At 67.1% G+C, this 20,176-nt stretch carries 20 protein-coding genes; 15 read left to right on the top strand and 5 right to left on the bottom strand.

All coding sequences use genetic code 11. The features are described 5' to 3' along the window. Positions 1 to 480 precede the first annotated feature (480 nt). The 7 genes from ACWDS7_RS14520 to ACWDS7_RS14490 all read left to right on the top strand — a co-directional run bounded on the left by ACWDS7_RS14520 (position 481) and on the right by ACWDS7_RS14490 (position 7,100). A complete protein-coding gene (locus tag ACWDS7_RS14520) occupies positions 481 to 1,470 on the top strand; it encodes a helix-turn-helix domain-containing protein (protein ID WP_451929662.1) in 990 nt (329 codons plus the stop codon). A gap of 367 nt (positions 1,471 to 1,837) precedes the next feature. Continuing rightward, complete coding sequence (locus ACWDS7_RS14515; protein WP_451929661.1) at positions 1,838 to 2,374, top strand: MauE/DoxX family redox-associated membrane protein; 537 nt, start codon at positions 1,838 to 1,840, stop codon at positions 2,372 to 2,374. Between the two features lie 7 nt (positions 2,375 to 2,381). Then, positions 2,382 to 2,954 (top strand): peroxiredoxin family protein, encoded by a 573-nt coding sequence (locus tag ACWDS7_RS14510; RefSeq protein ID WP_451929660.1) that lies wholly within the window; start codon positions 2,382 to 2,384, stop codon positions 2,952 to 2,954. 217 nt (positions 2,955 to 3,171) lie between these two features. After that, positions 3,172 to 3,711: a TlpA disulfide reductase family protein gene (locus ACWDS7_RS14505; protein ID WP_451929659.1), complete on the top strand. Its 540-nt coding sequence runs from the start codon at positions 3,172 to 3,174 to the stop codon at positions 3,709 to 3,711. Positions 3,712 to 3,805: 94 nt separating this feature from the next. Continuing rightward, the gene (locus tag ACWDS7_RS14500) at positions 3,806 to 5,575 is read left to right on the top strand and encodes an ABC transporter ATP-binding protein (protein WP_451929658.1); all 1,770 of its coding nucleotides are present in this window, start codon (positions 3,806 to 3,808) and stop codon (positions 5,573 to 5,575) included. A gap of 14 nt (positions 5,576 to 5,589) precedes the next feature. Beyond that, positions 5,590 to 6,042, top strand: a complete 453-nt coding sequence (locus ACWDS7_RS14495; protein WP_451929657.1) for a S26 family signal peptidase — start codon at positions 5,590 to 5,592, stop codon at positions 6,040 to 6,042. A 446-nt stretch (positions 6,043 to 6,488) separates the two neighbouring features. Beyond that, on the top strand, positions 6,489 to 7,100 hold the full coding sequence (locus tag ACWDS7_RS14490) for an NAD-binding protein (RefSeq protein WP_451929656.1): 612 nt from the start codon (positions 6,489 to 6,491) through the stop codon (positions 7,098 to 7,100). 484 nt (positions 7,101 to 7,584) lie between these two features. On the opposite strand, the gene ACWDS7_RS14485 is transcribed toward ACWDS7_RS14490, so the two are convergent. From ACWDS7_RS14485 to ACWDS7_RS14470, 4 genes are read right to left on the bottom strand one after another with little or no spacing between them, the layout of a single operon-like run. Next, positions 7,585 to 8,229, bottom strand: a complete 645-nt coding sequence (locus ACWDS7_RS14485; protein ID WP_451929655.1) for a response regulator — start codon at positions 8,227 to 8,229, stop codon at positions 7,585 to 7,587. Further along, positions 8,220 to 9,488: a sensor histidine kinase gene (locus tag ACWDS7_RS14480; protein ID WP_451929654.1), complete on the bottom strand. Its 1,269-nt coding sequence runs from the start codon at positions 9,486 to 9,488 to the stop codon at positions 8,220 to 8,222. Before ACWDS7_RS14480 ends, ACWDS7_RS14485 begins: the two co-directional genes overlap by 10 nt. Before the next feature lie 11 nt (positions 9,489 to 9,499). After that, entirely contained in the window at positions 9,500 to 10,267 is a 768-nt protein-coding gene (locus tag ACWDS7_RS14475) for an ABC transporter permease (protein ID WP_451929653.1), read from the bottom strand. 27 nt (positions 10,268 to 10,294) lie between these two features. Next, on the bottom strand, positions 10,295 to 11,209 hold the full coding sequence (locus tag ACWDS7_RS14470; protein WP_451929652.1) for an ATP-binding cassette domain-containing protein: 915 nt from the start codon (positions 11,207 to 11,209) through the stop codon (positions 10,295 to 10,297). 420 nt (positions 11,210 to 11,629) lie between these two features. Between ACWDS7_RS14470 and ACWDS7_RS14465 the strand changes: the two genes are divergently transcribed. The 8 genes from ACWDS7_RS14465 (at position 11,630) to ACWDS7_RS14430 (ending at position 19,345) form a co-directional block, all read left to right on the top strand. Further along, the gene (locus ACWDS7_RS14465; RefSeq protein WP_451929651.1) at positions 11,630 to 13,138 is read left to right on the top strand and encodes an AMP-binding protein; all 1,509 of its coding nucleotides are present in this window, start codon (positions 11,630 to 11,632) and stop codon (positions 13,136 to 13,138) included. A 1-nt stretch (position 13,139) separates the two neighbouring features. Continuing rightward, positions 13,140 to 13,388, top strand: a complete 249-nt coding sequence (locus ACWDS7_RS14460) for an acyl carrier protein (RefSeq protein WP_306868305.1) — start codon at positions 13,140 to 13,142, stop codon at positions 13,386 to 13,388. 161 nt (positions 13,389 to 13,549) lie between these two features. Then, positions 13,550 to 13,924, top strand: a complete 375-nt coding sequence (locus ACWDS7_RS14455; RefSeq protein WP_306868307.1) for an ectoine synthase — start codon at positions 13,550 to 13,552, stop codon at positions 13,922 to 13,924. Between the two features lie 154 nt (positions 13,925 to 14,078). Beyond that, positions 14,079 to 15,218: an acyl-CoA dehydrogenase family protein gene (locus ACWDS7_RS14450; protein WP_306868309.1), complete on the top strand. Its 1,140-nt coding sequence runs from the start codon at positions 14,079 to 14,081 to the stop codon at positions 15,216 to 15,218. 41 nt (positions 15,219 to 15,259) lie between these two features. Further along, entirely contained in the window at positions 15,260 to 15,934 is a 675-nt protein-coding gene (locus tag ACWDS7_RS14445; RefSeq protein WP_306868311.1) for a transglutaminase-like domain-containing protein, read from the top strand. Between the two features lie 58 nt (positions 15,935 to 15,992). Continuing rightward, positions 15,993 to 17,357 carry a TrpB-like pyridoxal phosphate-dependent enzyme gene (locus ACWDS7_RS14440; protein WP_306868312.1) on the top strand — a complete coding sequence of 455 codons (1,365 nt, stop codon included), beginning with the start codon at positions 15,993 to 15,995 and terminating at the stop codon, positions 17,355 to 17,357. 193 nt (positions 17,358 to 17,550) lie between these two features. Further along, positions 17,551 to 18,534 carry a DMT family transporter gene (locus tag ACWDS7_RS14435; protein WP_451929650.1) on the top strand — a complete coding sequence of 328 codons (984 nt, stop codon included), beginning with the start codon at positions 17,551 to 17,553 and terminating at the stop codon, positions 18,532 to 18,534. After that, positions 18,527 to 19,345, top strand: a complete 819-nt coding sequence (locus ACWDS7_RS14430) for a maleate cis-trans isomerase family protein (protein ID WP_451929649.1) — start codon at positions 18,527 to 18,529, stop codon at positions 19,343 to 19,345. The genes ACWDS7_RS14435 and ACWDS7_RS14430 overlap by 8 nt, the downstream gene beginning before the upstream one ends. A gap of 236 nt (positions 19,346 to 19,581) precedes the next feature. Here the strand turns inward: ACWDS7_RS14430 and ACWDS7_RS14425 are convergent, their stop codons facing one another. After that, positions 19,582 to 20,166: an HD domain-containing protein gene (locus ACWDS7_RS14425; RefSeq protein WP_306868318.1), complete on the bottom strand. Its 585-nt coding sequence runs from the start codon at positions 20,164 to 20,166 to the stop codon at positions 19,582 to 19,584. Positions 20,167 to 20,176 lie beyond the last annotated feature (10 nt).

The following is a 20,176-nucleotide window of genomic DNA, read 5'->3' as shown; positions in this document are numbered from 1 at the left end:
CGACGGCAGCACGATAGAACAGCATCCGAAGCCCCTGGTTGTGACGGATCTGGTTGTGGTGATCAATCCGTCTACCAGGGGTTTCTCGCTTCGTAAGGCGAACGCCAAGCTCGCGATCATGCTGTGACCAGCACCCTGCCGCCAGGGGATGAAAAAGCCTCAATGATCGCTTTGACGGGTCGCAATGGTCGAGGAGGACGGCAGACGCGGCACGATGGAACGTCGCCGGAGCTACCGAATGCGATGGTTGGTCTTAGCTGACACCCTCCGGCAAGAGCTTCCTATTGTAGATCATGTCCAGTGACCTGGCGTCAGCCGTGACCTGCGATATCAAAACGGGCTCGCCGTCCGGCGCTGTTCGGAACTGTTCGGGACTGTTCTTAACTGTCAATCTTGTAGACGCGTACGTCTCAACCCCTTTAGATGGGCGACACGGTGAGCCTTTCAAAATGAAAGGCTCCGTGATGCGGGGACGCTCTTATGTCTGTGATTGAGTTCGGGACGCAACACCTGCCTGCGGGAGAACGCTTCGACTTTTGGGTCGATCAGATCTTTAAGTCACATGTAAGTTCCCTGATTCAATCCGATGCGAAACACGACTTTCAGGCATCAGTGCTTTCGCTGAACCTCGGAACGGTTACGGTATCAGCGCTGGAAACTCCTCCGCTGCGGAGCAGTCGGACCACACGCCTCATTCGGCAGTCCGACCCGGAAGCCGGGCTGATCCACCTGCCTTACGGCCAGCCCGGATATGCGTCTCAGAGGAAACGCGAATGTAGACTCACCGCCGGCGACATCGTCCTTTATGACAGCAGTAGGCCCTTATGTGTATTACAGGACAGCGGGGATGCTGTTTCCCGATGGATCCTCGTCGAGATCCCGCGCAAGGAACTGGAGCTGGCAATTCCATCGATCGAAGAGCTCGTCGCGGTGCCGCTCTGCGCCCGAGCCGGGGTCGGGCGACTTCTGTCACGCTATCTCGACGAGTTGCTCGGCAACGCCCGGACCTACGATGAGACCGATCTGGGCGCGCTGGGCCTCATCACGATCGATCTCATCGCGGCCATGTGTGCACAGCAGACGGGCACTCACGCACAATCCCTTCCCATGTCAGGGGAAGCGCTGCTGGTCAGCATTCGGCGCTTCATCGAACAACATCTGGCCGATCCGGGCCTGACGCCGGAAAGGATCGCTGCCGCGCACCATATCTCAGTCCGCTACCTGCACAAACTCTTTCACATGCAGGATGGGCCCTCGGTCGCGGCCTGGATCCGCGGCCAGCGCTTGGAACGGTGTCGACGCGATTTACGCAACTCACAGCTCGAGCAAGTGCCTGTCGCGATCATCGCTCAACGCTGGGGGTTCCCCGACCCCGCCCATTTCACGCGACGTTTCCGCTCGACCTACGGCAGCACGCCCACGGAGTATCGCCAGATGTGTCTTCGCGAAGATCGTGCACGCAGATCCTAGCGCCGTACGCAGACTGACAAGGTCACCTGCGCGAATCTGGACGATTCTGATCTGGTCATCGTCAGAAAGGACGAATCGTGAAGCGAGCATTCAACGCATTCGCTGATCAGCTCATCGACCGACTGGCCCCGAAGGAGCAAGCCGCCGCCTCAGCGGGGTGCACCACCGATTACGGCGGGTGCGGGGTGTGGAACTGCTGGCCTCCGATCGGCCGACGGGTGACAGTGTGCTGCAACGGCAACTGCACCATCACTCGTGAGTGCTGCTGAGGTCGTAACGAGGGTCTCCTAGTCGTTCAGGGCGCTTCACGCGACCTTGGGTGGAGCGCCCTGAACGGTAGTCAGTTATCCACATGATGCGAGGGACGATGCTGGCAGAAATCTTTCCTCTTGCGGTTCGGGCAGCCCTGATAGCAGTCTTCGGTATGGCACTGATGGGGAAGTTGCGAGGGCGGGTTGCGTTCAGGAAGTTCGCGCGGTCGTTGGCGGCGCTGCAATGGGTGGGGAGGTCGCGGGCAAAGTTCGCGGCCTATATGATCGTCGCTGCGGAAATGCTCATATCGACGCTGTTGGTGTTTGACGCCACCGCCTTCTACGGATTCTGTGCCGCCGTCCTGCTGTTGTCGGTCTTCTCGCTTTTTATTACCCTCTCGGTCAGACGAGGGTCGCGGGCATCGTGTGCGTGTTTCGGCGCCTCTGAAACCAGGCTAGGGCCGCAGCACGTCGTTCGTAACTTGCTTCTGGCTGCGGTCGCGACAGGCGGCGCAGTCTGCGCTTTCGACGGGCTCGTCTACACCGTGCCCGCTCTGCTGGTGGGCACCGCCATCGGCGTGGTCGTCGGATTCGTGGTGACCATTGCGGACGACGTAGCAGCGCTCTTCACCACAACCGCCCACTCGACATAGCCGCCACATGGGCGAAGATTGGAATAGCATGCCGTACCTCATAGCCGCTGTCGTCCTCGTGGGCTTGGTCAGCGTGTTGAACCTTCTTCTGGCCGCTGGGGCCATCAAGCGCCTTCGAGAACCGAGGTCGGAATTCGATACGCGCCGTCTCGAGGGGGTGGAAAAGGGGCGGGCCGCATCCGGCAGCCCCATCAAACCGTTCACTGCCCAGACCATTGAAGGTGTGGCAATCTCCGATTCCCAGTTGGCGGACGGCACCGTGGTCGCCTTTTTCGTACCGGGCTGCGAGCCTTGCGAGGAAGGGCTGCCTGGCTTCATAGAGCTGGTCGACCGCGCCGGCCGCGCACGTGAATCCGTCCTGGCGGTCGTCGCCAACGATATCGAGGACACCACGCCGTTGGCCCAGCAACTCGCCTTCGTTGCGCAGGTGGTGCTGGACCCACTGGAAGGCGAGATGGCCACGGCTTTCGCGACCTCCACCTTCCCCGCCTACTACCGGCTGCGCAGGGATGGGGGAGAGCTAGTCGTCGCAGAGGTGATGGCCACCGCAACTCCGGTTCTCGTGGACGGGAACGCCTGAAACACGGCCTGCTGGTGGTACATGAGCGGACAGAGGTGCACTACCTAGAGGGAAAGCGGAGGTCCACCGCGGGGCGGTCTGGTTGTTCAAGATGCTTCACCCGCAGCCGGCATCCGCGAGCCGAAGCATCTTGAGCAGCCCTCGTGGGTGAGCATCAGTGAGCGCCGGCATCGCCTACCCAGATGATTAGAACATCGGAGGATCATTGTTCTACCTCGTGGTCGTCATCACCCTCATGGCGCTATTCAATGTCATCAATCTCCTTGTAACCATTGGGATTCGCAGGCGCCTAAAGCACCTGGACAACCCCACGGCCGGTAAGACCGAGTTCTCTCCGCCGCCTGGAGCGGGCCGGGCACTGCTGGGGGCAGAGGTGAAAACGTTCGCGACCCGGACAGTGGAAGGCAGGTCGATCACCCATGCCGATCTGCGGGAGGGCACGGTCGTCGGCTTCTTCGTGCCGGGCTGCGATCCCTGTGAAAAGAACCTTCCTCGTTTCGTAGACCTCGCCCGCAGCCTCCGGCGTAAGCGCGAATCCATCCTGGCCGTGGTCATCGACGACGCGATCGACCCAGCCCCGATGTTGCAGGAACTCGGCGATGTAGGGCACGTGGTGCTAGATCCACTCGAAGGAGAGCTGCTGTCGGCTTTCAGCACCTCGACCTTCCCCACCTATTACCGGCTCAGTCGTAAAGGCAGACGCTTGAGCATCGCCGAAATCGCCTACGCTCCCGACCACGGGCTCATGGGCGTCTGAACTCATGAAGCCGGATAGCCCAGCCTGGGGAAAAACCATTTTGGCGGATCTAGCCGATGCCCTCGCCTCGACTGCGCGCGTTGCACTGCCACGGGTGCTGAGCTATCTCGCCGTCATCGTGGCGCAGATCGCGCTGCCCCTAGCCACCGTGTGGCTGACCAAATTTATCGTTGACGGGCTCATCCAAGGCGAGGGTTTCGAAAAGCTGGCCGTCGTCACCATGATTCTCGCCCTGACCACGCTCGCCATGGGAGCCGCCCCTGCAGTCGCTCAATACACCAAGGCGCGGCTGGTCCGGGATGTGGGCATCTATGCGCAGGATCGTCTCTATGGCGCGCTGGACGCCCTGAGCGGCCTGAGGCGCTTTGAGGACCCGGACTTCATCGACCGCCTCCGGATGGCCCAGCGATCGGGCGACAGCTCGCCCGTCGAGGTCATTGGCGGTGGCCTCGGAGTAATGCGCTGGCTGCTCACCGCACTTGGCTTTCTCGCCTCGCTTGTGGCCATCAGCCCGGTGATGTCGCTCGCCGTACTGATTTCGGCGGCGCCGATGCTCGTAGTGGAATCGCGGCTCGCGCGACGGCGGATGCGCATGATGCTGGACATCAGCCCGGCAGAACGACGGGAGCTTTTCTACGGTGATCTCCTCGTTGGCCTGAAAGCGATCAAGGAGATCCGGCTTTTTGGCAGTGGAGCCTTCTTGCGTACCCGCATGCTAGACGAACGACGATCGATCAACGTGGCTAAGAACGAACTCGACCGGCGAGAACTCTGCATGCACCTTGGCCTGTTGACGCTGTCCGCTCTCGTCAGTGGAGCCGGCATTGTATGGGCCGTGAACGCGGTCTCAGAAGCGGCGCTCACCGTGGGTGACCTCAGCCTCTTCTTGGGAAGTGTTGCCGCACTCCAAGGAGCTGCTTTCGGGATCGTGAACGACCTGGCGACCGTGCAACGCGCCTTGCTTCTCTACCGACATTTCAGGGAGATCCTTGATGTGGCGCCCGATCTGCCCGTACCGCGAAAGCCCACCGCAGTCCCTCCGCTAAAGCAAGGAATAGTGTTCGAAAATGTATGGTTCTCATACTCCCCCGATGACCCCTGGGTGCTCAAGGGGGTAAATCTCACTATCGGTGCAGGCGAATCATTGGCCCTGGTCGGCCTCAACGGTGCCGGCAAATCCACGATCATCAAGCTGCTGTGCCGGTTCTACGACCCCACCCTCGGTCGAATTCTTTGGGACGGCGTGGATCTCCGGGAGTTCGCGCCTGCGGATTTCCGGGAGCAACTGTGCGCGGTCTTCCAGGACTATATGGAATATGACTTCTCCGTGGCGGAGAACATCGCGATCGCGGACATCCGGCATCTAGCAGAACAGCCGCGGATCGAGCGCGCTGCTGAACGAGCGGGCATGCATCACACCATCGCGGCCATGGCTTCGGGATACGAAACGTTGCTCAGCCGGATCTTCTTCAGCGAGGCAGAGAAGACTGACGGTAGGCACGGTGTCGTGCTGTCGGGTGGCCAGTGGCAGCGAATTGCCCTGTCCCGTGCCTTTTTCCGCGATCGGGTCGAGGTGGCGATCCTCGATGAGCCCAGTGCGGGACTTGATGCTGAGGCCGAACACCAGATTCACCAGATGCTCAAACTCTCGCGGAAGGGGCGGACCAGCGTGCTGATATCCCACCGGCTCAACGTGGTGCGGGACGCTGACACGATCGCGGTGCTGGCTGACGGTCGCATAGCCGAACTGGGCGGACACGCGGAACTGATGGCGCTCGGCGGAAAGTATGCGGAGCTTTTTACACTCCAGGCATCCGGATACGACCAGGACGGTGACCCGTCAGGAAAGGCAGCTCAGCCTTGAGAGGATACATCCTCGTGCTCGGCCTCATCGGGATGGTGCTATTCGGCGGAGTCGTACTCATCCGACGCAGGTTTCTTCTGGTGACGGTGACGGGCCGAAGCATGGAGCCGGCGCTGGCCCCCGGGGACCGGGTGCTCACCATGAGGAGACCTCGGAATGCCCTCCGCCACGGAGACATCGTCGTGGTCCAGCCAAGATCGATGTCCGCACGACCGCGCGCCAGGGTGTTGAGGCTGCTGGACGGCAAACCTCCCAACATCATCAAACGCATCGGCGCGCTGCCGGGTGACCCCGTTCCCGAAGTCGCGCTTGAGGCCGCAGGGGACGCCACCGTTCCCGCTGGAAAGCTGCTGATTTTTGGCGATAACCCCTCAGCCAGCCACGACTCTCGAGATTTTGGATTCGTCGACATCAGAAGCGTCGTCAGCGTCGTGCAGCGAAAGGTCGGCTCAGCAGGCGTTCCATAAGCTATGACGAGCGGTCAGCTGATTGTCCTGGTAACCCCCTCGGTACTGATGAGATCGCCTATCCAAGTGTCGTGAGTTTGTTGCCACGATCGTTATGCTGGCCGATGAACTGACCCTCTACGGACGCTCGGGGTTCTAGGGCCTGTACGGAGTTGAGATCAGAGTGATTCGCCTACGCTGCGGGGTGCGTTCTTGGTAGGCCATCGCCATGGCGCGTGGAGACCTCACAGATGAGGACCTGTGGCGATCCTGCACGGCATGAGGCATTCCGTGGATCCGAACACCGTCGGCGTGGTCGATGACAAGGGGCATGAGGTCGCGATCACCGCAGAGAAGATCATCATCGCGACCGGCGCCCGCCCGGCCCGGCCCGGCCCGGCCCGACACCATGGAGTTCGACGAGCACACGATCGTCGAACTCCGACGGCATCCTGCACCTGCGGGACGTGCCGGACTCGATGGTGGTCGTCGGCACCGGGGTGATCGGCGTCGAGTACGCCTCCATGCTCGCTGCCCTGGGCATCAAAGTCACCGTCGTCGAACGCCGTGAGCGGACGCTCGACTTCTGTGACCTGGAGATCGTCCCCCTGCCCGGCATACACCACCTGCAGCAGATCGGCATCTACACCATCCCCGAGATCAGCTTCATCGGCCGCACCGAGGACGAGCTCACCCACTCCCACGTCCCCTTCGAGGTCGGCATCTCCCGCTACCGCGAGCTCGCCCGCGGGCAGATCATCGGCGACACCTACGGCATGCTGAAGCTGCTGGTCTCGCCGCAGACCCGGGTGCTTCTGGGCGTGCACGTCTTCGGCACCGGCGCCACCGAGCTGCTGCACATCGGCCAGGCCGTGATGGGCTGCGGCGGCACCATCGAGCGGGAGACAGCCGCGCTGCGGACGGAGAAGAGCAATCACGCGGCACAGACCCAGCAGCGCAGGGCGCGGGCGTCGGTCGGCGCCGATCTCGTACGGCGACGCCGGTACCTGCCGGAGGGGGAGGGAGGGGGCCCCTGTCGACCAAGCGCGCCTACCTTCATGAGGCGTTCCACGCGGTGATCGTCCACTCGGCGGGCAAGGGGGCGCGGATCTTCAATAGCCGAGACAGCCAGACATCCGAGACAGAGACGCTCACCAACTCAAACTCTCAGAAGCGACTCGTCGAAGCCCCGTGGTGGATGCGCCGTACGCGCATACCGCCGTGGGGCTTCTCCCTATGGGGATGCTTTCCTGGGTGGTCACGCGCGAGGGCTCGTCTGACATGCCGACGCCGACGTCGACGCCGACGCCTCGGCGTTGTGCGAGCGGTCCGGTATCTCCCATACCGAGGACTACCAGCGGTTCCGGTAGTTCCTGGCCACGGGCGGTCGTCAAGGGTTGTGGCCGGTGTCCTGCGTCAGGCCCGTCCACGGACCTGGGCCGTCGCTCCGCGTCACGGACGCCGTGCCGTCGCCAGAGGCGGTCCGAGGCACCGGCTGATCGGACTCAGCTCGCACAGGACGGCTCGGGGTCGCGGGCCCTGTTCCTGACCGGGGGCGGGCGGTCAGCCGTCGAGGTAGCGCAGGATCGCCAGCACCCTGCGGCTGTAGCCGGGGTCGCGGGGCAGGTCGAGCTTGTCCAGGATGGCGTTGACGTGCTTTTCGACGGTGCTCAGCGACACATGCAGGCGTTCGGCGATGGCCGCGTTGACGAAGCCCTGCGCGAGATGCTCCAGCACCTCCCTCTCGCGTCCGCTCAGCCTGCTCAGCGGGTCGGCGTGCGTGGTGCGGGCCAGCAGTTGGCGGACCACCTCGGGGTCGAAGACCGCGCCGCCGGCGTGCACGCGCTCCAGCGAGCCGAGGAAGTCGGCCACCTCCGAGACCCGGTCCTTGAGCAGGTAGCCCAGGCCCTCGGTGGCTCCGGACAGGAGCGTGGCCGCGTAGGTCTTCTCCACATACTGCGACAGGACGAGCACGCCGACGCCCGGCCAGCGCTCGCGGATCTCCAGCGCGGCCCGCAGCCCCTCGTCGGTGTGGGTCGGGGGCATGCGCACGTCGACGACGGCCACGTCGGGCCGGTGCCGCTCGACGGCGTCGAGCAGGGCCCGCGAGTCGCCGACCGCGGCGACGACGTCGTGACCGGCGTCATCGAGCAGCCGGATCAGGCCCTCGCGGAGCAGCACCGAGTCGTCTGCCAGGATCAGTCGCACGGCGCCGCCTTGGGCAGCGTCGCGGAGACCTTGGTGGGGCCCCCTGCGGGGCTGTCGACGGTGAAGTCGCCGTCGAGCGCCCGGACGCGTCTGGCCAGCCCGGACAGCCCTCCTCCTGAGGGGTCGGCGCCGCCGCCGCCGTCGTCTGAGATCGCCACGCTCACCGTCCGCTCGTCCTCGGTCAGGACGACCAGGATGTCACGTGCCCCCGCGTGCTTGACCGCGTTGGTGATCGCCTCACGGGCCACGAAGTAGAGGGCCGTCTCGACCTCGGAGACGGGCCGGTCGGCCAGCCCGTAGTGCACGGTCACCGGCACGCTCGAACGCTCGGCGGCCCCGGCGAGCGCGGCGCGCAGGCCCAGCTCGTCGAGCGCGGTCGGGTAGATCCGCCAGGCCACGCTGCGCAGCTCGTCGAGCAGCTGGCGCGACTCGGTGTAGGCCTGGCTCACCAGTTCGGCGGTCCTGGCCTGGTCGGGGCTGTGCCGGGCGCGGCCCAGCAGCATGGCCAGCGCCACTCCCCGCTGCTGCACGCCGTCGTGCAGGTCGCGCTCGATCCTGCGCCGCTCGTCGTCGACGGCCCGGACGATGCCCGAACGGGTCGCGGTCAGCTCGGCGATGCGCCGGCGCATCAGCTCCTGCCTGCCCGGTCCGAGGAAGTGGGCGGCCAGGCGTCGTTCGGCGGTGCCGAGCGCGAGGATCCAGAGCGTCACCAGCGCCAACAGGACCGCCCCACCGGTCAGCCCGAGCGCCCAGCCGCTGGTGACCAGCCTGACGCCCGGAAACTCCAGCGGCACCGGTTCGGACTCGCCCGAGACCAGGCCCCACAGCCCGCCGGACAGGAAGAGGCCGCTGACGAACAGGCCCGACACGCAGACGTATCCGCCGAGCACGCCGAGCACGGCGCGGACGGCGAGGAATCCGAGGACGCCGCGGCCGTCGACCCGCGCCGTGCCGTGGCCGGGTCGGTCCATGTGCGCCGTCTCGTGGTCAGGCGGATCGGGCCGGTCGGACGGGTCGGACGGTGCCGGTGCCGGTGCATGGCCGGTCCGGTCCAGGCGCGCCGTCTCGTGGTCGAACCAGGCCGCCAGCCGGGCCCGTTCCATCCGCATCAGCCGGTCCGCGACCCGGCGGGCGGCGGGCCGTACGGCCGGAGCCACGGACGCCGGCCAGGCCAGGCAGAGGAAGGCCAGTTCGGCCAGGCCGAGGGCCATGCCCGCGAGGACCCCCACCAGCATGCGGGCGACTCGGTTGTCCGACACGATTGCGAAGTCTAGGCGTCGCGCCGGCGCAGCACCGCGTAGCCCGCCGCCACCGCGGCCGCCGTCCACGCGAGCAGCCAGGCCAGTCCCTCACCGGCCGGGTAGGGGATCGGGCCGCCGGTCATGTTCTCGGCGCTGCCCATGAAGGCCAGCCCTGCGAACATCGGCATGCGCAGCGACGCCTCCAGCGCCGCCTGGCCACCGGCCATCAGGAGCATGAACGGCAGGCCCATCAGCAGCATGAACACCACGGTCAGGGTGCCCGCCGCACTGCGCATCGCGGTGCCCACGCCGAGCGCCATCACCGACACCAGGGCGGAGAAGACGCCCAGGCGCAGCAGGTCGAGCGCGGTCTCGGCGGGTGGCAGCGCCGCGTAGCCGCCGAACGGACCCGCCGACAGCACCGCGTAGGTGACCACCGTCGCCACGCCGCCGGACACCACCCCCGTCACGAACATCGCCGGCGCCATCACCAGCGCCTTCGCGGCGAGCAGCCGGCCGCGGACCGGCGTCGCCTGCAGCGTGGTGCGGATGCCACCGGAGGCGTACTCCGAGGTGATCACCAGCATTGCCAGCGTGACCAGTGCGAACTGGGTGAACGCCGTCGCCGAGATCACCGGCTCGCTCGCGGGGAAGCGTGTCCCGCCGTCACGGAGCCTGTCGGTCGCCATGGCGCCGCCCAGCGTCACCGCGCTCAGAACCATGAGCACGGCCGCGCAGGCCAGGCACCACCAGGTCGAGCGGACCGACCACAGCTTCGTCCACTCGGCCCCGATCACGTGGCCCAACTCCTTGGCCCCCATCGTTCACCCCCTCGCTCTCGGCGCGCCGTACTCCACGCTGCCCGCGGTCAGTTCCTCGTACGCCTGCTCCAGCGAGGCCTCGCGCGCGCTCAGCTCGTGCAGCCGGATGCCCGCCTCGTGCGCCAGGTCGCCGACCTGCTCAAGGCCGGTGCCGGTGGCGACCAGCTCGTTCTCGCCGCGCCGTTCCACGGTGATCCCGGCGGCGCTCAGCCGTACGGAGAGGTCTCCCGCGTGCGGGCTGCGGACGACCACGGCGGTCAGCGAACTGCGTGCGATCACCTCCGCCAGCGGCGCGTCCATGATGAGCCGGCCCCTGCCGATCACCACCAGGTGGTCGGCGGTCAGCTGCATCTCGCTCATCAGGTGGCTGGAGACGAAGACCGTGCGGCCCTCGTCGGCCAGCGAGCGCATCAGGTGGCGGACCCAGCGCACGCCGTCGGGATCGAGGCCGTTGACCGGTTCGTCGAACATCAGCACCTCGGGGTCGCCCAGCAGCGCGGCCGCGATGCCGAGCCGCTGGCTCATGCCCAGCGACAGCGCGCCGGCCCGCCTGCCCGCCGCGCCCGCCATCCCGACCGTTTCGAGGACCTCCTCCACCCGGCTCCTGGCGATGCCGTTGCTGCGCGCCAGCGCCAGCAGGTGCGCGCGCCCGCTCCGCCCCGGATGCACCGCGCGCGCGTCGAGCAGCGCGCCGACCGTCCGCAGCGGGTCCCTGATCTCGTGGTACGGCAGGCCCCCGACCAGCGCCACGCCCGCCGTCGGGCGGTCGAGGCCGAGGATCATGCGCATCGTCGTCGATTTGCCCGCCCCGTTCGGCCCGAGGAAGCCGGTGACCGTGCCCGGTCTCAACTCCAGTGACAGGTCGTCGACGGCCGTCCGGTCGCCGTAGCGCTTGCTCAATCCCCTGAGGCTGATCATGTCGGCCAACGCTAGGCAGCGGCGGGCCCGCCCACCATGGGGGCGGGCCGCCGAGCCGTATGGCGGATAACCGTAACGCGCCCGGCTTTTTGCCTGTCCGCGCAGGTCACGGGCCGTTCCGCGGCCGCCTGGCAAGAAGCGGTCAGCCGCGGACAGCATGCTGACACCGGAATATCTGGTCTGTGAATGCCGGTGGGCGCAGAGTTGGTTGTGCGAGAACAGAAACAACCACAGCCCGAGGAGAGGAGTTGAAAATGAACATCTCAGTCACCTGCCCGGCCGACTTCAATGCCGGAGCGGTGTCGGACCGGGTCCCGTTATGAGACGCCGCCGCATTTCTGGGAGCCCGAGATTGGAAATTCATCGGCTACGCGGACGCGAGGCGACGCCGGCTATTTATGTGAGGAGGTTGGAGAGTCCATGGAGCCAACGGCTTCGGTGATCACGAAACTGATCGAGCACGCACGGATACGTCCCACCGCGCCCGCGTTGATATGGTGCGGGAAAGAGACGAGTTACGCCGAGTTGTGCGACATGATGTGGGGAGCATATTCCGAGGTAAGAGAGTTGAGCTCTGGTCCACTGGGCATTCTCGCCCGTAAGTCGCCGAGGGCGATCGGTCTGCTCCTCGGTGCCATGCTGGACCGCCGGAGCTTTCTCGTCCCGTCGCCCGGTCTGCCGGAGAGCACGCTGCGCGGGCTGTTCACGCAGGCCCGTTGCACGCATGTGGTGTCGCCGGACGACAACTGGGACGCGGCCCGGGAGAGCATGGTCGCACAGGTGATGCGGGTGGAGCCGGGATCCCCGGACTCCGCCGCGGCGCCGGTGGGACCGGACGACCCGGACCAGGTCTCGTTCATGCTCACCACCTCGGGCTCCACCGGACTGCCCAAAATCGTCCCGTTGACGGTGGGGGCGGTCGACCGGTTCGCCGACTGGGCGCACGACCGGTTCGACCTCGGCCCCGGCCGTTCCGTGCTCAACTACGCCCCCCTCAACTTCGACCTGTGCCTGCTCGACATCTGGGCGACGCTCAAGCAGGGCGGCTGCGTGGTGCTGGTCGATCCGGACCAGGCCACGAACGCGCGCTCGCTGTTCGACCTGCTGGCCGACCACCCGGTGGACGTCATCCAGGCGGTGCCCATGCTGTACGGGCTGCTGACGGACGCCGCCAGGCAGACCGGCGAGCAGGTGTACGCCACCCAGCACGTCATCTTCACCGGCGACGCGATACAGCCGGGATGCCTGGCGGAGCTGCCCAAGCTGTTCCCGGAGGCGAATTTCTACAACCTCTACGGCTGCACGGAGACCAACGACAGTTTCATCCACCGGGTGGACGTCGAGTCGGAGCGGCTCTCCCCGCTCCCCCTGGGGGAGCCGCTGCCCGGGGTGGAGGCCCTGCTCGTGACCGACGACGGCGGAGTCCTGACCGGCGCGGGGACGGGTGAGCTGTATGTGACCACACCGTTCCAGACCACCGGATACCTCAACGCCTCACTCGACGACAAGTTCGTCGAGCATCCCGAGCGGCCGGACGGCCGGCGCTATTTCCGCTCCGGAGACCTGGTGCGCAGGCACCCGGACGGCCGGCTCACGCTTGAGGGGCGCAACGACTTCCAGGTGAAGATCCGGGGTCAGCGGGTCAACACGCAGGAGGTCGAACAGGCGCTCCTCGCACACGGTCAGGTCCTGGAGGCGGCGGTGGTCGCCATCCCCGATCCCCGGGCGGGCCACCGGCTGCACGCCGCTCTCCGGCGGCGTCCCGACAGCGGGCTGAACAGCCTGGAGATCCGCCGGCACTGCGCCGGCCGGCTCCCCGGAGCGGGCATCCCCTCGACGGTACAGATCGTCGACGGTCCGCTCCCCAGGACCTCCACAGGAAAGATCGATCGTAACCACATCAAATCCAGTCAGACAGAGGCGGCATGAAATGGACAATGCGACGACCATCAAGAAATTCATTCTGAGTGAATTTCTGCCCGACGTGGGGGCCGGCGAGCTCGACTCCGACTACGACCTGCTGAACGGCGGGATAGTCGACAGTCTCGGCCTGCTCCGGGTCATCGAATGGCTGGAGATCCAGTTCCAGCTGGATTCCGACACGATCGAACTGACCCCGGACAACTTCCGGACGATCAACAGGATATCGGCCCTCGTCGACACGGCGGGCCGGGCCTGAATCCGGGCCGGCACGACAGTCGATCCGAATGAGCGGCGCCCCGCGGCCCGGATGAGCGGCGGCCCGCAGACCAGGTGAACGGACGGCGCGCCATCAATGCGGACATCGGCGCGCGGATCAAATGAACGGACATTGAACGCACAGACTAAGGAGTAGAAATCATGATCGTTCGAGACCTCAACGAGTCGAAGACCGTCGACTGGGGGAACGGCCTGAGCCGGCGTTTCCTGCTGGAGTCGGACGGAATGGGATACACCCTCACCGACACCATCGTCTACGCCGGGACGAAGTCCCATCTTGAGTATCGCAACCACCTGGAAGCGTGCTACTGCATCGAGGGCAGCGGAGAGGTGATCGACCTCCAGGGGAACTCCTACCCGATCACACCGGGGACGATCTATGCCCTTGACCTGCATGACGCCCACTACCTCATCGCCTCTCCCCACGAGGACCTGCGGCTGGTCTGCGTCTTCTCTCCCGCGCTCAGGGGCGACGAGCGGCACAGCCTGGACGCCGCGGAGTTCTCCCACTACTAGGACCCGCCCGCGGTGGGACTCCCGGCGGTCACCTACCAGGACCCGCCCGCAGTGGGACTCCCGGCGGTCACCGCCGGGGTCCCACTGCTACCCGGCAAGTCACTCCTGTCCGTACCCGGCAAGACACTCCTACCCGGCAAGAAAGGAGGCAGCGATGGTCAAGTGGACCGAAGACCAGCGCGACCTGCGCGACGGGCTCGCCCAATGGTTCACGGCGCTCAACGACGGCCATCTGGAGCGGGACAAGAACGCCGTCTTCGACGGAGACAAATGGAAGATCATCCGCGAGTCGGGGATCCTGTCGCTCCCGTTCGAGGAGCAGTGGGGCGGCCTCGGCCAGGACCTGCTCACCACCATGTACGTCCTGGAGGGGCTCGGCCACGGCTCCCGTGACGGCGGCCTCAGCTTCTCGGTGACCACCCACATGGTGAGCACCGGAGTGCCCCTCCAGCGGTTCGGATCGGCCGACCTCAAGGCCCGCTACCTTCCGGGCGTCTGCGACGGGACCACGATCGGCGCGCACGCGATCAGCGAGCCGGACAGCGGTTCCGACGCGCTGAAGATGCGGACCACCGCCAGGCGCGAGGGGGACCGGTGGATCCTGTCGGGCAGCAAGACCTTCGTCAGCAACGCCCCCGTCGCCGACCTGTTCGTGGTCTACGCCCGCACCCATCCCGACGGCGGGCCGCTGGGCATCACGGCCTTCCTCGTCGAGCGGGACACGCCGGGCCTCACCGTGGGCAAGCCCATCGACAAGATGGGGCTGAAGACCTCTCCGATCGCCGAGCTCTTCTTCGACGAGTGCGCGGTCCCGGCGGCCAACGTGATCGGCCGCCCGGGGGCCGGATTCCTGGTGCTCGACCACGTGATGAAGTGGGAGATCCTCTGCTCCTTCATCGTGAACGTCGGGGAGATGCAGCACCGCCTGGAGCGGTGTGTGGACTATGCCAAGCAGCGGACCCAGTTCGGGAAGCCCATCGGCTCGTTCCAGTCGATCGCCAACAAGATCGTCGACATGAAGATCGGTGTGGAGAACGCGCGCCGGTGGCTCTACGAAACCGCCTCCCGCCTGATGAACAACGAGAACGTCACCGTCGACGTCGCCATCAGCAAGCTGCTCGCGAGCGAGGCCAACCTCTCCTCCGCACTGGCCGCGGTGCAGATCTTCGGCGGCAACGGATATATGGCGGAATTCGGCCTGGAAAGGGATCTGAGAAACGCCGTCGGCGGGACCATCTACTCCGGGACGACCGACATCCAGCGCAATCGAGTGGCCGCGATGATGGGCCTCTGAGAATCAGCCAACCAATTCTACAGGACAAGGACGAAGACGAAATGACTCTCCAGCTGGACGAACTCTGCCGGCCGACCGAATTCCTCGACCACGAGTCCTCCACCGTGCGCGAATTCGTCTCACGGGCTCTGGGCGACGCCGAGCTCGGCCCCAACGAGAAGGCCATCAAGCTGTACTACGCGGTCCGCGACGGGATCCGCTACGAGGTCTACGGGAGCGACCTGTCGCGGGCCGGCCTCAAGGCCAGCGCGATCATCGACAGGGGGAGCGGGTTCTGCGTCCACAAGTCGCTGGTCTACGCGACCGCGCTGCGGGCCGTCGGGATCCCCAGCCGCATCGTGATGGGCGACGTGCGCAACCACCTGGCGTCGGACCGGCTGAGGGAGCTCGTCGGCGGTGACCTCTTCCGCTTCCACAGCCTGACCCAGGTCAATCTGGACGGGCGCTGGGTCAAGGCCACGCCGGTGTTCAACAAGACGCTGTGCCGTCTGTACCGTATCGCCCCGCTCGAATTCGACGGCACGGCCGACAGCGTTTACCACCCCTTCGACGAGGACGGCCGCCGGCACATGGAATTCGTGCACTGGCACGGCGAGTTCGACGACTTCCCCTACGAGCTCGTCGTCAACGGGATCCGCGAGGCCCATCCCCGGCTCTTCCAGAGCTCGCACACCACCAAGGAGGGCTCCCTGGTGGAGGAGGCCGCGGCGCGGTAGGGCACGGCAGGCCGGTTTTTTCCTTTCGTAATTTTGTTTCAGATGACTGGAGCTTTTGATGATTAATCGAGTCAGGTACCAGCTCACCGAGGCCGATATTCCGCAGACCTGGTACAACCTGGCCGCCGATCTGCCCGACATGGCGCCGCCGATCAATCCGCGGACCGGTCAGCCGATCACCCGGGAGGACATGAAGCGGACGATGCCCGATGCGCTCATCGAGCAGGAGTTGAGCAAGGAGCGGGAGTTCGAGATCCCCGAGCCCGTCCGGCAGGTTTACGCGCAGTGGCGGCCCACCCCCATGTTCCGCGCGCGCCGGCTCGAGCAGGCTCTGGGGACCCCCGCACGCATCTACTACAAGTACGAGGGCGACGCGCCCACCGGCAGCTTCAAGCCCAACAGTGCCATCGCCCAGGCCTACTACAACAAGGAGGCCGGCAAGACGCTGCTGGTCGCCGACACCGGCGCCGGTCAGTGGGGGAGCGCGGTGGCCTTCGCCGCCAAGCTCTTCGACATGTCCGCGAAGGTCTACCAGGTGAAGGTGAGCTACCAGCAGAACCCGCACCGGCGTGCCCTCATGGAGACCTTCGGGGCCACCTGCGTGCCCAGCCCGAGCACCGAGACCGAGGCCGGCCGGGCGATCCTCGCCGAGAACCCGGACCATCCCGGGAGCCTGGGCGTCGCCAAGTCCGAGGCGCTGCAGACGGTCTTCGACAACCCCGAGGCGGCCTACACGCGCGGCAGCGCCAGCAACCACGTCTGCGCGCACCAGACGGTGATCGGGCAGGAGGCGATACGCCAGATGGAGCTGGCCGAGGACTACCCCGACATCGTGATCGGCTGCTCGGGCGGCGGGAGCAACCTCGCGGGTCTGTCGTTCCCCTTCCTCGGCGCGAAGCTGCGCGGTGGCCGGGACCTGCGGATCGTCGCCGTCGAGCCGGTCGCCTGCCCGACGCTGACCCGGGGCCGCATCGCCTACGACTACGCGGACTCCGGCGGCCTGACGCCGCTGTACCGCATGCACACGCTGGGCCACACGTTCGTCCCGCCGCCCGTGCACGCCGGAGGGCTGCGCGCCCACGGCATCGCGCCGCTGGTCAGCAGGGCGGTGGAGGAGGGGCACATCGAGGCGGTCGCGGTGACCCAGACCAGCTGCTTCGAGGCCGGCGTGCAGTTCCTGCACGCCGAGGGCATCCTGCCGGCGCCGGAGTCCACGCACGCGGTCCGCGTCGCCATCGACGAGGCGATCCGGTGCCGGGAGGAGGGTGAGTCCCGGGCGATCCTGTTCGGCCTGACCGGCCACGGCTACTTCAACCTCTCCGCCTACGAGCGGTACTTCGCCGGCACGCTGCCGGACGACGCCCTCTCCGACGACGTCCTCGACCACGGCCTGGCGAGCATCCCCGAGCTGGCCCTCGTCTAGGGACGCGCTCCATGGATCTCCACCCCAGCGCGGATCGGCCGGACGGCCGCCCCCCGGGCGCGGGCGCTCATGACGCGGTCATGGGCGGACGGCGTGGCGGGGCGGCCGTCCGGCCGGCCGTGGCAGGCGGCAGGGGCCACGGGACACACCCTGAGCGGCAGAGCCTCCGACACCACCAAGAGAGAGAATTGAGATGAAACGTTCGAGCGTCTTGCAGTTCCTCCTCCTCGGGCTCATCTGGGGAGGGAGCTATACCTTTATCAAGATCTCGCTCGACGGGCTGACGCCGGCCCTGCTGGTGTTCGTCCGGATCGTCCTGGGGGCCGTGGTCCTGCTCGCCTTCGTGGGCCTGCGCCGGGTGCGGATCCCGGCCTTCGGCGCCATCTGGGGACACATCGCCGTCGCCGCGATCCTCGGCATGGTCGCCCCCTTCCTCCTGCTGGCCTGGGGGGAGCGCTACACCAGCGCCGCCATGGCCGGTGTGATCATCGCCGCGCTCCCGCTGCTCACGCTCGTGGCCGTGTGGATCCTGCTGCCGTCGGAGAAGACGACCCGGCGGAAGCTCGCCGGCTTCCTGCTGGGATTCGCCGGAGTGGTCCTGATCATCGCCCCGTGGAACAGCGACGCCGGATCCCTGACCGGGCAGCTCGCGGTGCTGGGGGCCGCGGCCTGCTACGCCGCCCAGACCGTCTACGTCCGGCGCTTCCTCCTGCAGCACGGCCTGGCCCCGCTCGCGCTCGCCGCCTCGCAGCTCGTCGCCGCGACCCTGCTGCAGGGGGCGGTGCTGCCCTTCACGCCCTGGCAGACCCCCACGCTCAGCTGGCCGGTGGTCACGAGCATCGTGATCCTGGGCGCCATCGGCACCGGCCTGGCCTACGTGCTCTACTTCCGGCTCATCAGCGACCTCGGAGCCACCTCCGCCTCCGCGGTGAACTACCTGGTCCCCGTGGTCGGCATGCTCACCAGCACCCTGCTCCTGGGCGACACGGTGACCTGGAACATGGTGGTGGGCGTCGTGGCCGTCCTGATCGGCCTGGCCGCCGCCGAGAACCGTCTGGCCTCGCTCCGCCCGCGTCCCCCGGCGGAGGCGGACCCCGGGCCGCCCCCTCCGGCGCCGGCGAGCACGGAGCGCGCGCCCTCCCTTCCCTCCGCCCGGGTGGGGGGCGGCGATGACTGACCTGGCCGGCCCGCACCGGGCCAAGGAGCGCACCGACAGCTCGGGGTGGCGGGCACGCTTCGGCATCCTCGTCATCGACAAGGACCCCGTCCCCGAATCGGAGTTCTGGGCGATGGCGCCGGCCGGGGTGACCGTCCACGCCGCCCGCTTCGCCAGCCCCCGCCAGGCCGGGACCGACGCCTACGACAGGCCCGGCACGGCGGTGGCGGAGTCCCCGGACATCGCCCGCGGCCTCGACCAGCTCGGTCACATCGGCCTCGACGCGATCTGCCTCTGCTTCGTCACCGGCAGCTTCCTGGGCGGACCCGGCTTCGACGAGCGGTTCGCGCAGGAGGCCTCCCGCAAGGCGCACGGCACGCCCGTCATCACGGCGGCGCAGGCGCTGGTGACCGCCATGCGGGAGCTGGACGTCAAACGCCCCCTGCTGGTCATCCCTCCCTGGTTCAAGGCGGCCATCGCCCAGGAGGCGGAGCGGTACTTCGCCGCGGCCGGCTTCCACGTCGCCGGGACGCTCCCCTTCGACCTGGGGATCGGGTGGCGGGAGCTGCAGCCGTGGGAGATCTGGGACAGCCAGGGCCAGCGGCACGTCCGGCCCGAGGACCTCTACCACCAGGTCCGCCGGTCGATCTCGGCCGACGCGGACGGGATCGCCGTCGTGGGCAACGGCCTGCGCTCCATCGAGGCCATCGAACTGCTCGAGCGGGACCTGGGCCTGCCGGTCGTCACCTCCAACCAGGCCGCGCTCTGGCACAGCCTGAGAACGGCGGGCATGACCGCCGCCCTGCCGAACTGGGGCCGTCTGCTCTCCTAGCCCCCGGACCGTCCCTCCTGGCCCGGACCGCCGCCGGAGACGGCGGCGGCCCCGGAGGGGAGGAGGGGTCCCGCGCTCCCTGGCAGGCCCCGGAGGGGAGGAGGGGTCCCGCGCTCCCTGACAGGCACCGGAAAGGAGGACGAGGGGTCCCGCGCTTCCGGACAGGCACCGGATCCGGCCCGATGCGGAGCGGCCGCCCGCGTCACCGGCGGTCCGTGCCTGTCGCCGCGCGCGGCTCAGGCGCCCGGGTCTCCGTTGAGGACGTGCGTCACCCATTCCAGCGGGCCGGTACGGAGCGCCTCCTCCGCGAGGCGTTTCGCCGAGGCCGTCTGCAGGGCGGCGAGCGAGCTGTCGATCCACGGCTGGACGGTCCGGTGCCCCTGCTCCCGATACTCGACGGCCTGGATGAGGCATTCCAGCTTGTCGGCGTCACGGGCGCAGCGGGCTTCGAGGCTGGTCTTCTCCTCGTACTCGCCGACCGCGCCGCCGATGACCTCGGCGACGGCCGAGGGGACGCCGCGCGTCTGGTCGGCGGTGACCTCCTCGTTGGAGGCCGTCTTGAGATAGCGCTTGGCGAGGTAGGGGATGTCGGTGATCCGCGTCTCCTGGGAGTCGTGGAACAGGCTCATGAACGCCGCGCGCTCGGGGTCGCCGCCCTCCATCGCCGCGATCACGGTCGCGATGACGGCCGCCCGGAAGGAGTGGTCGGCGATGCTCTCGGGGTCTCGCACGCCCGCGACCAGCCACCCCGTGCGCCGGTAACGCTTGAGCAGCCCCATCTCGTACAGCAGGCCCGTCAACCTGGCCAGTTCCTCCTCCATGGTGTCCCCT

Source organism: Streptosporangium sp. NPDC003464, assembly GCF_053588315.1.
Note: the sequence above shows the minus strand (reverse complement) of the source record. Positions and strands in the feature narration are given on the sequence as shown.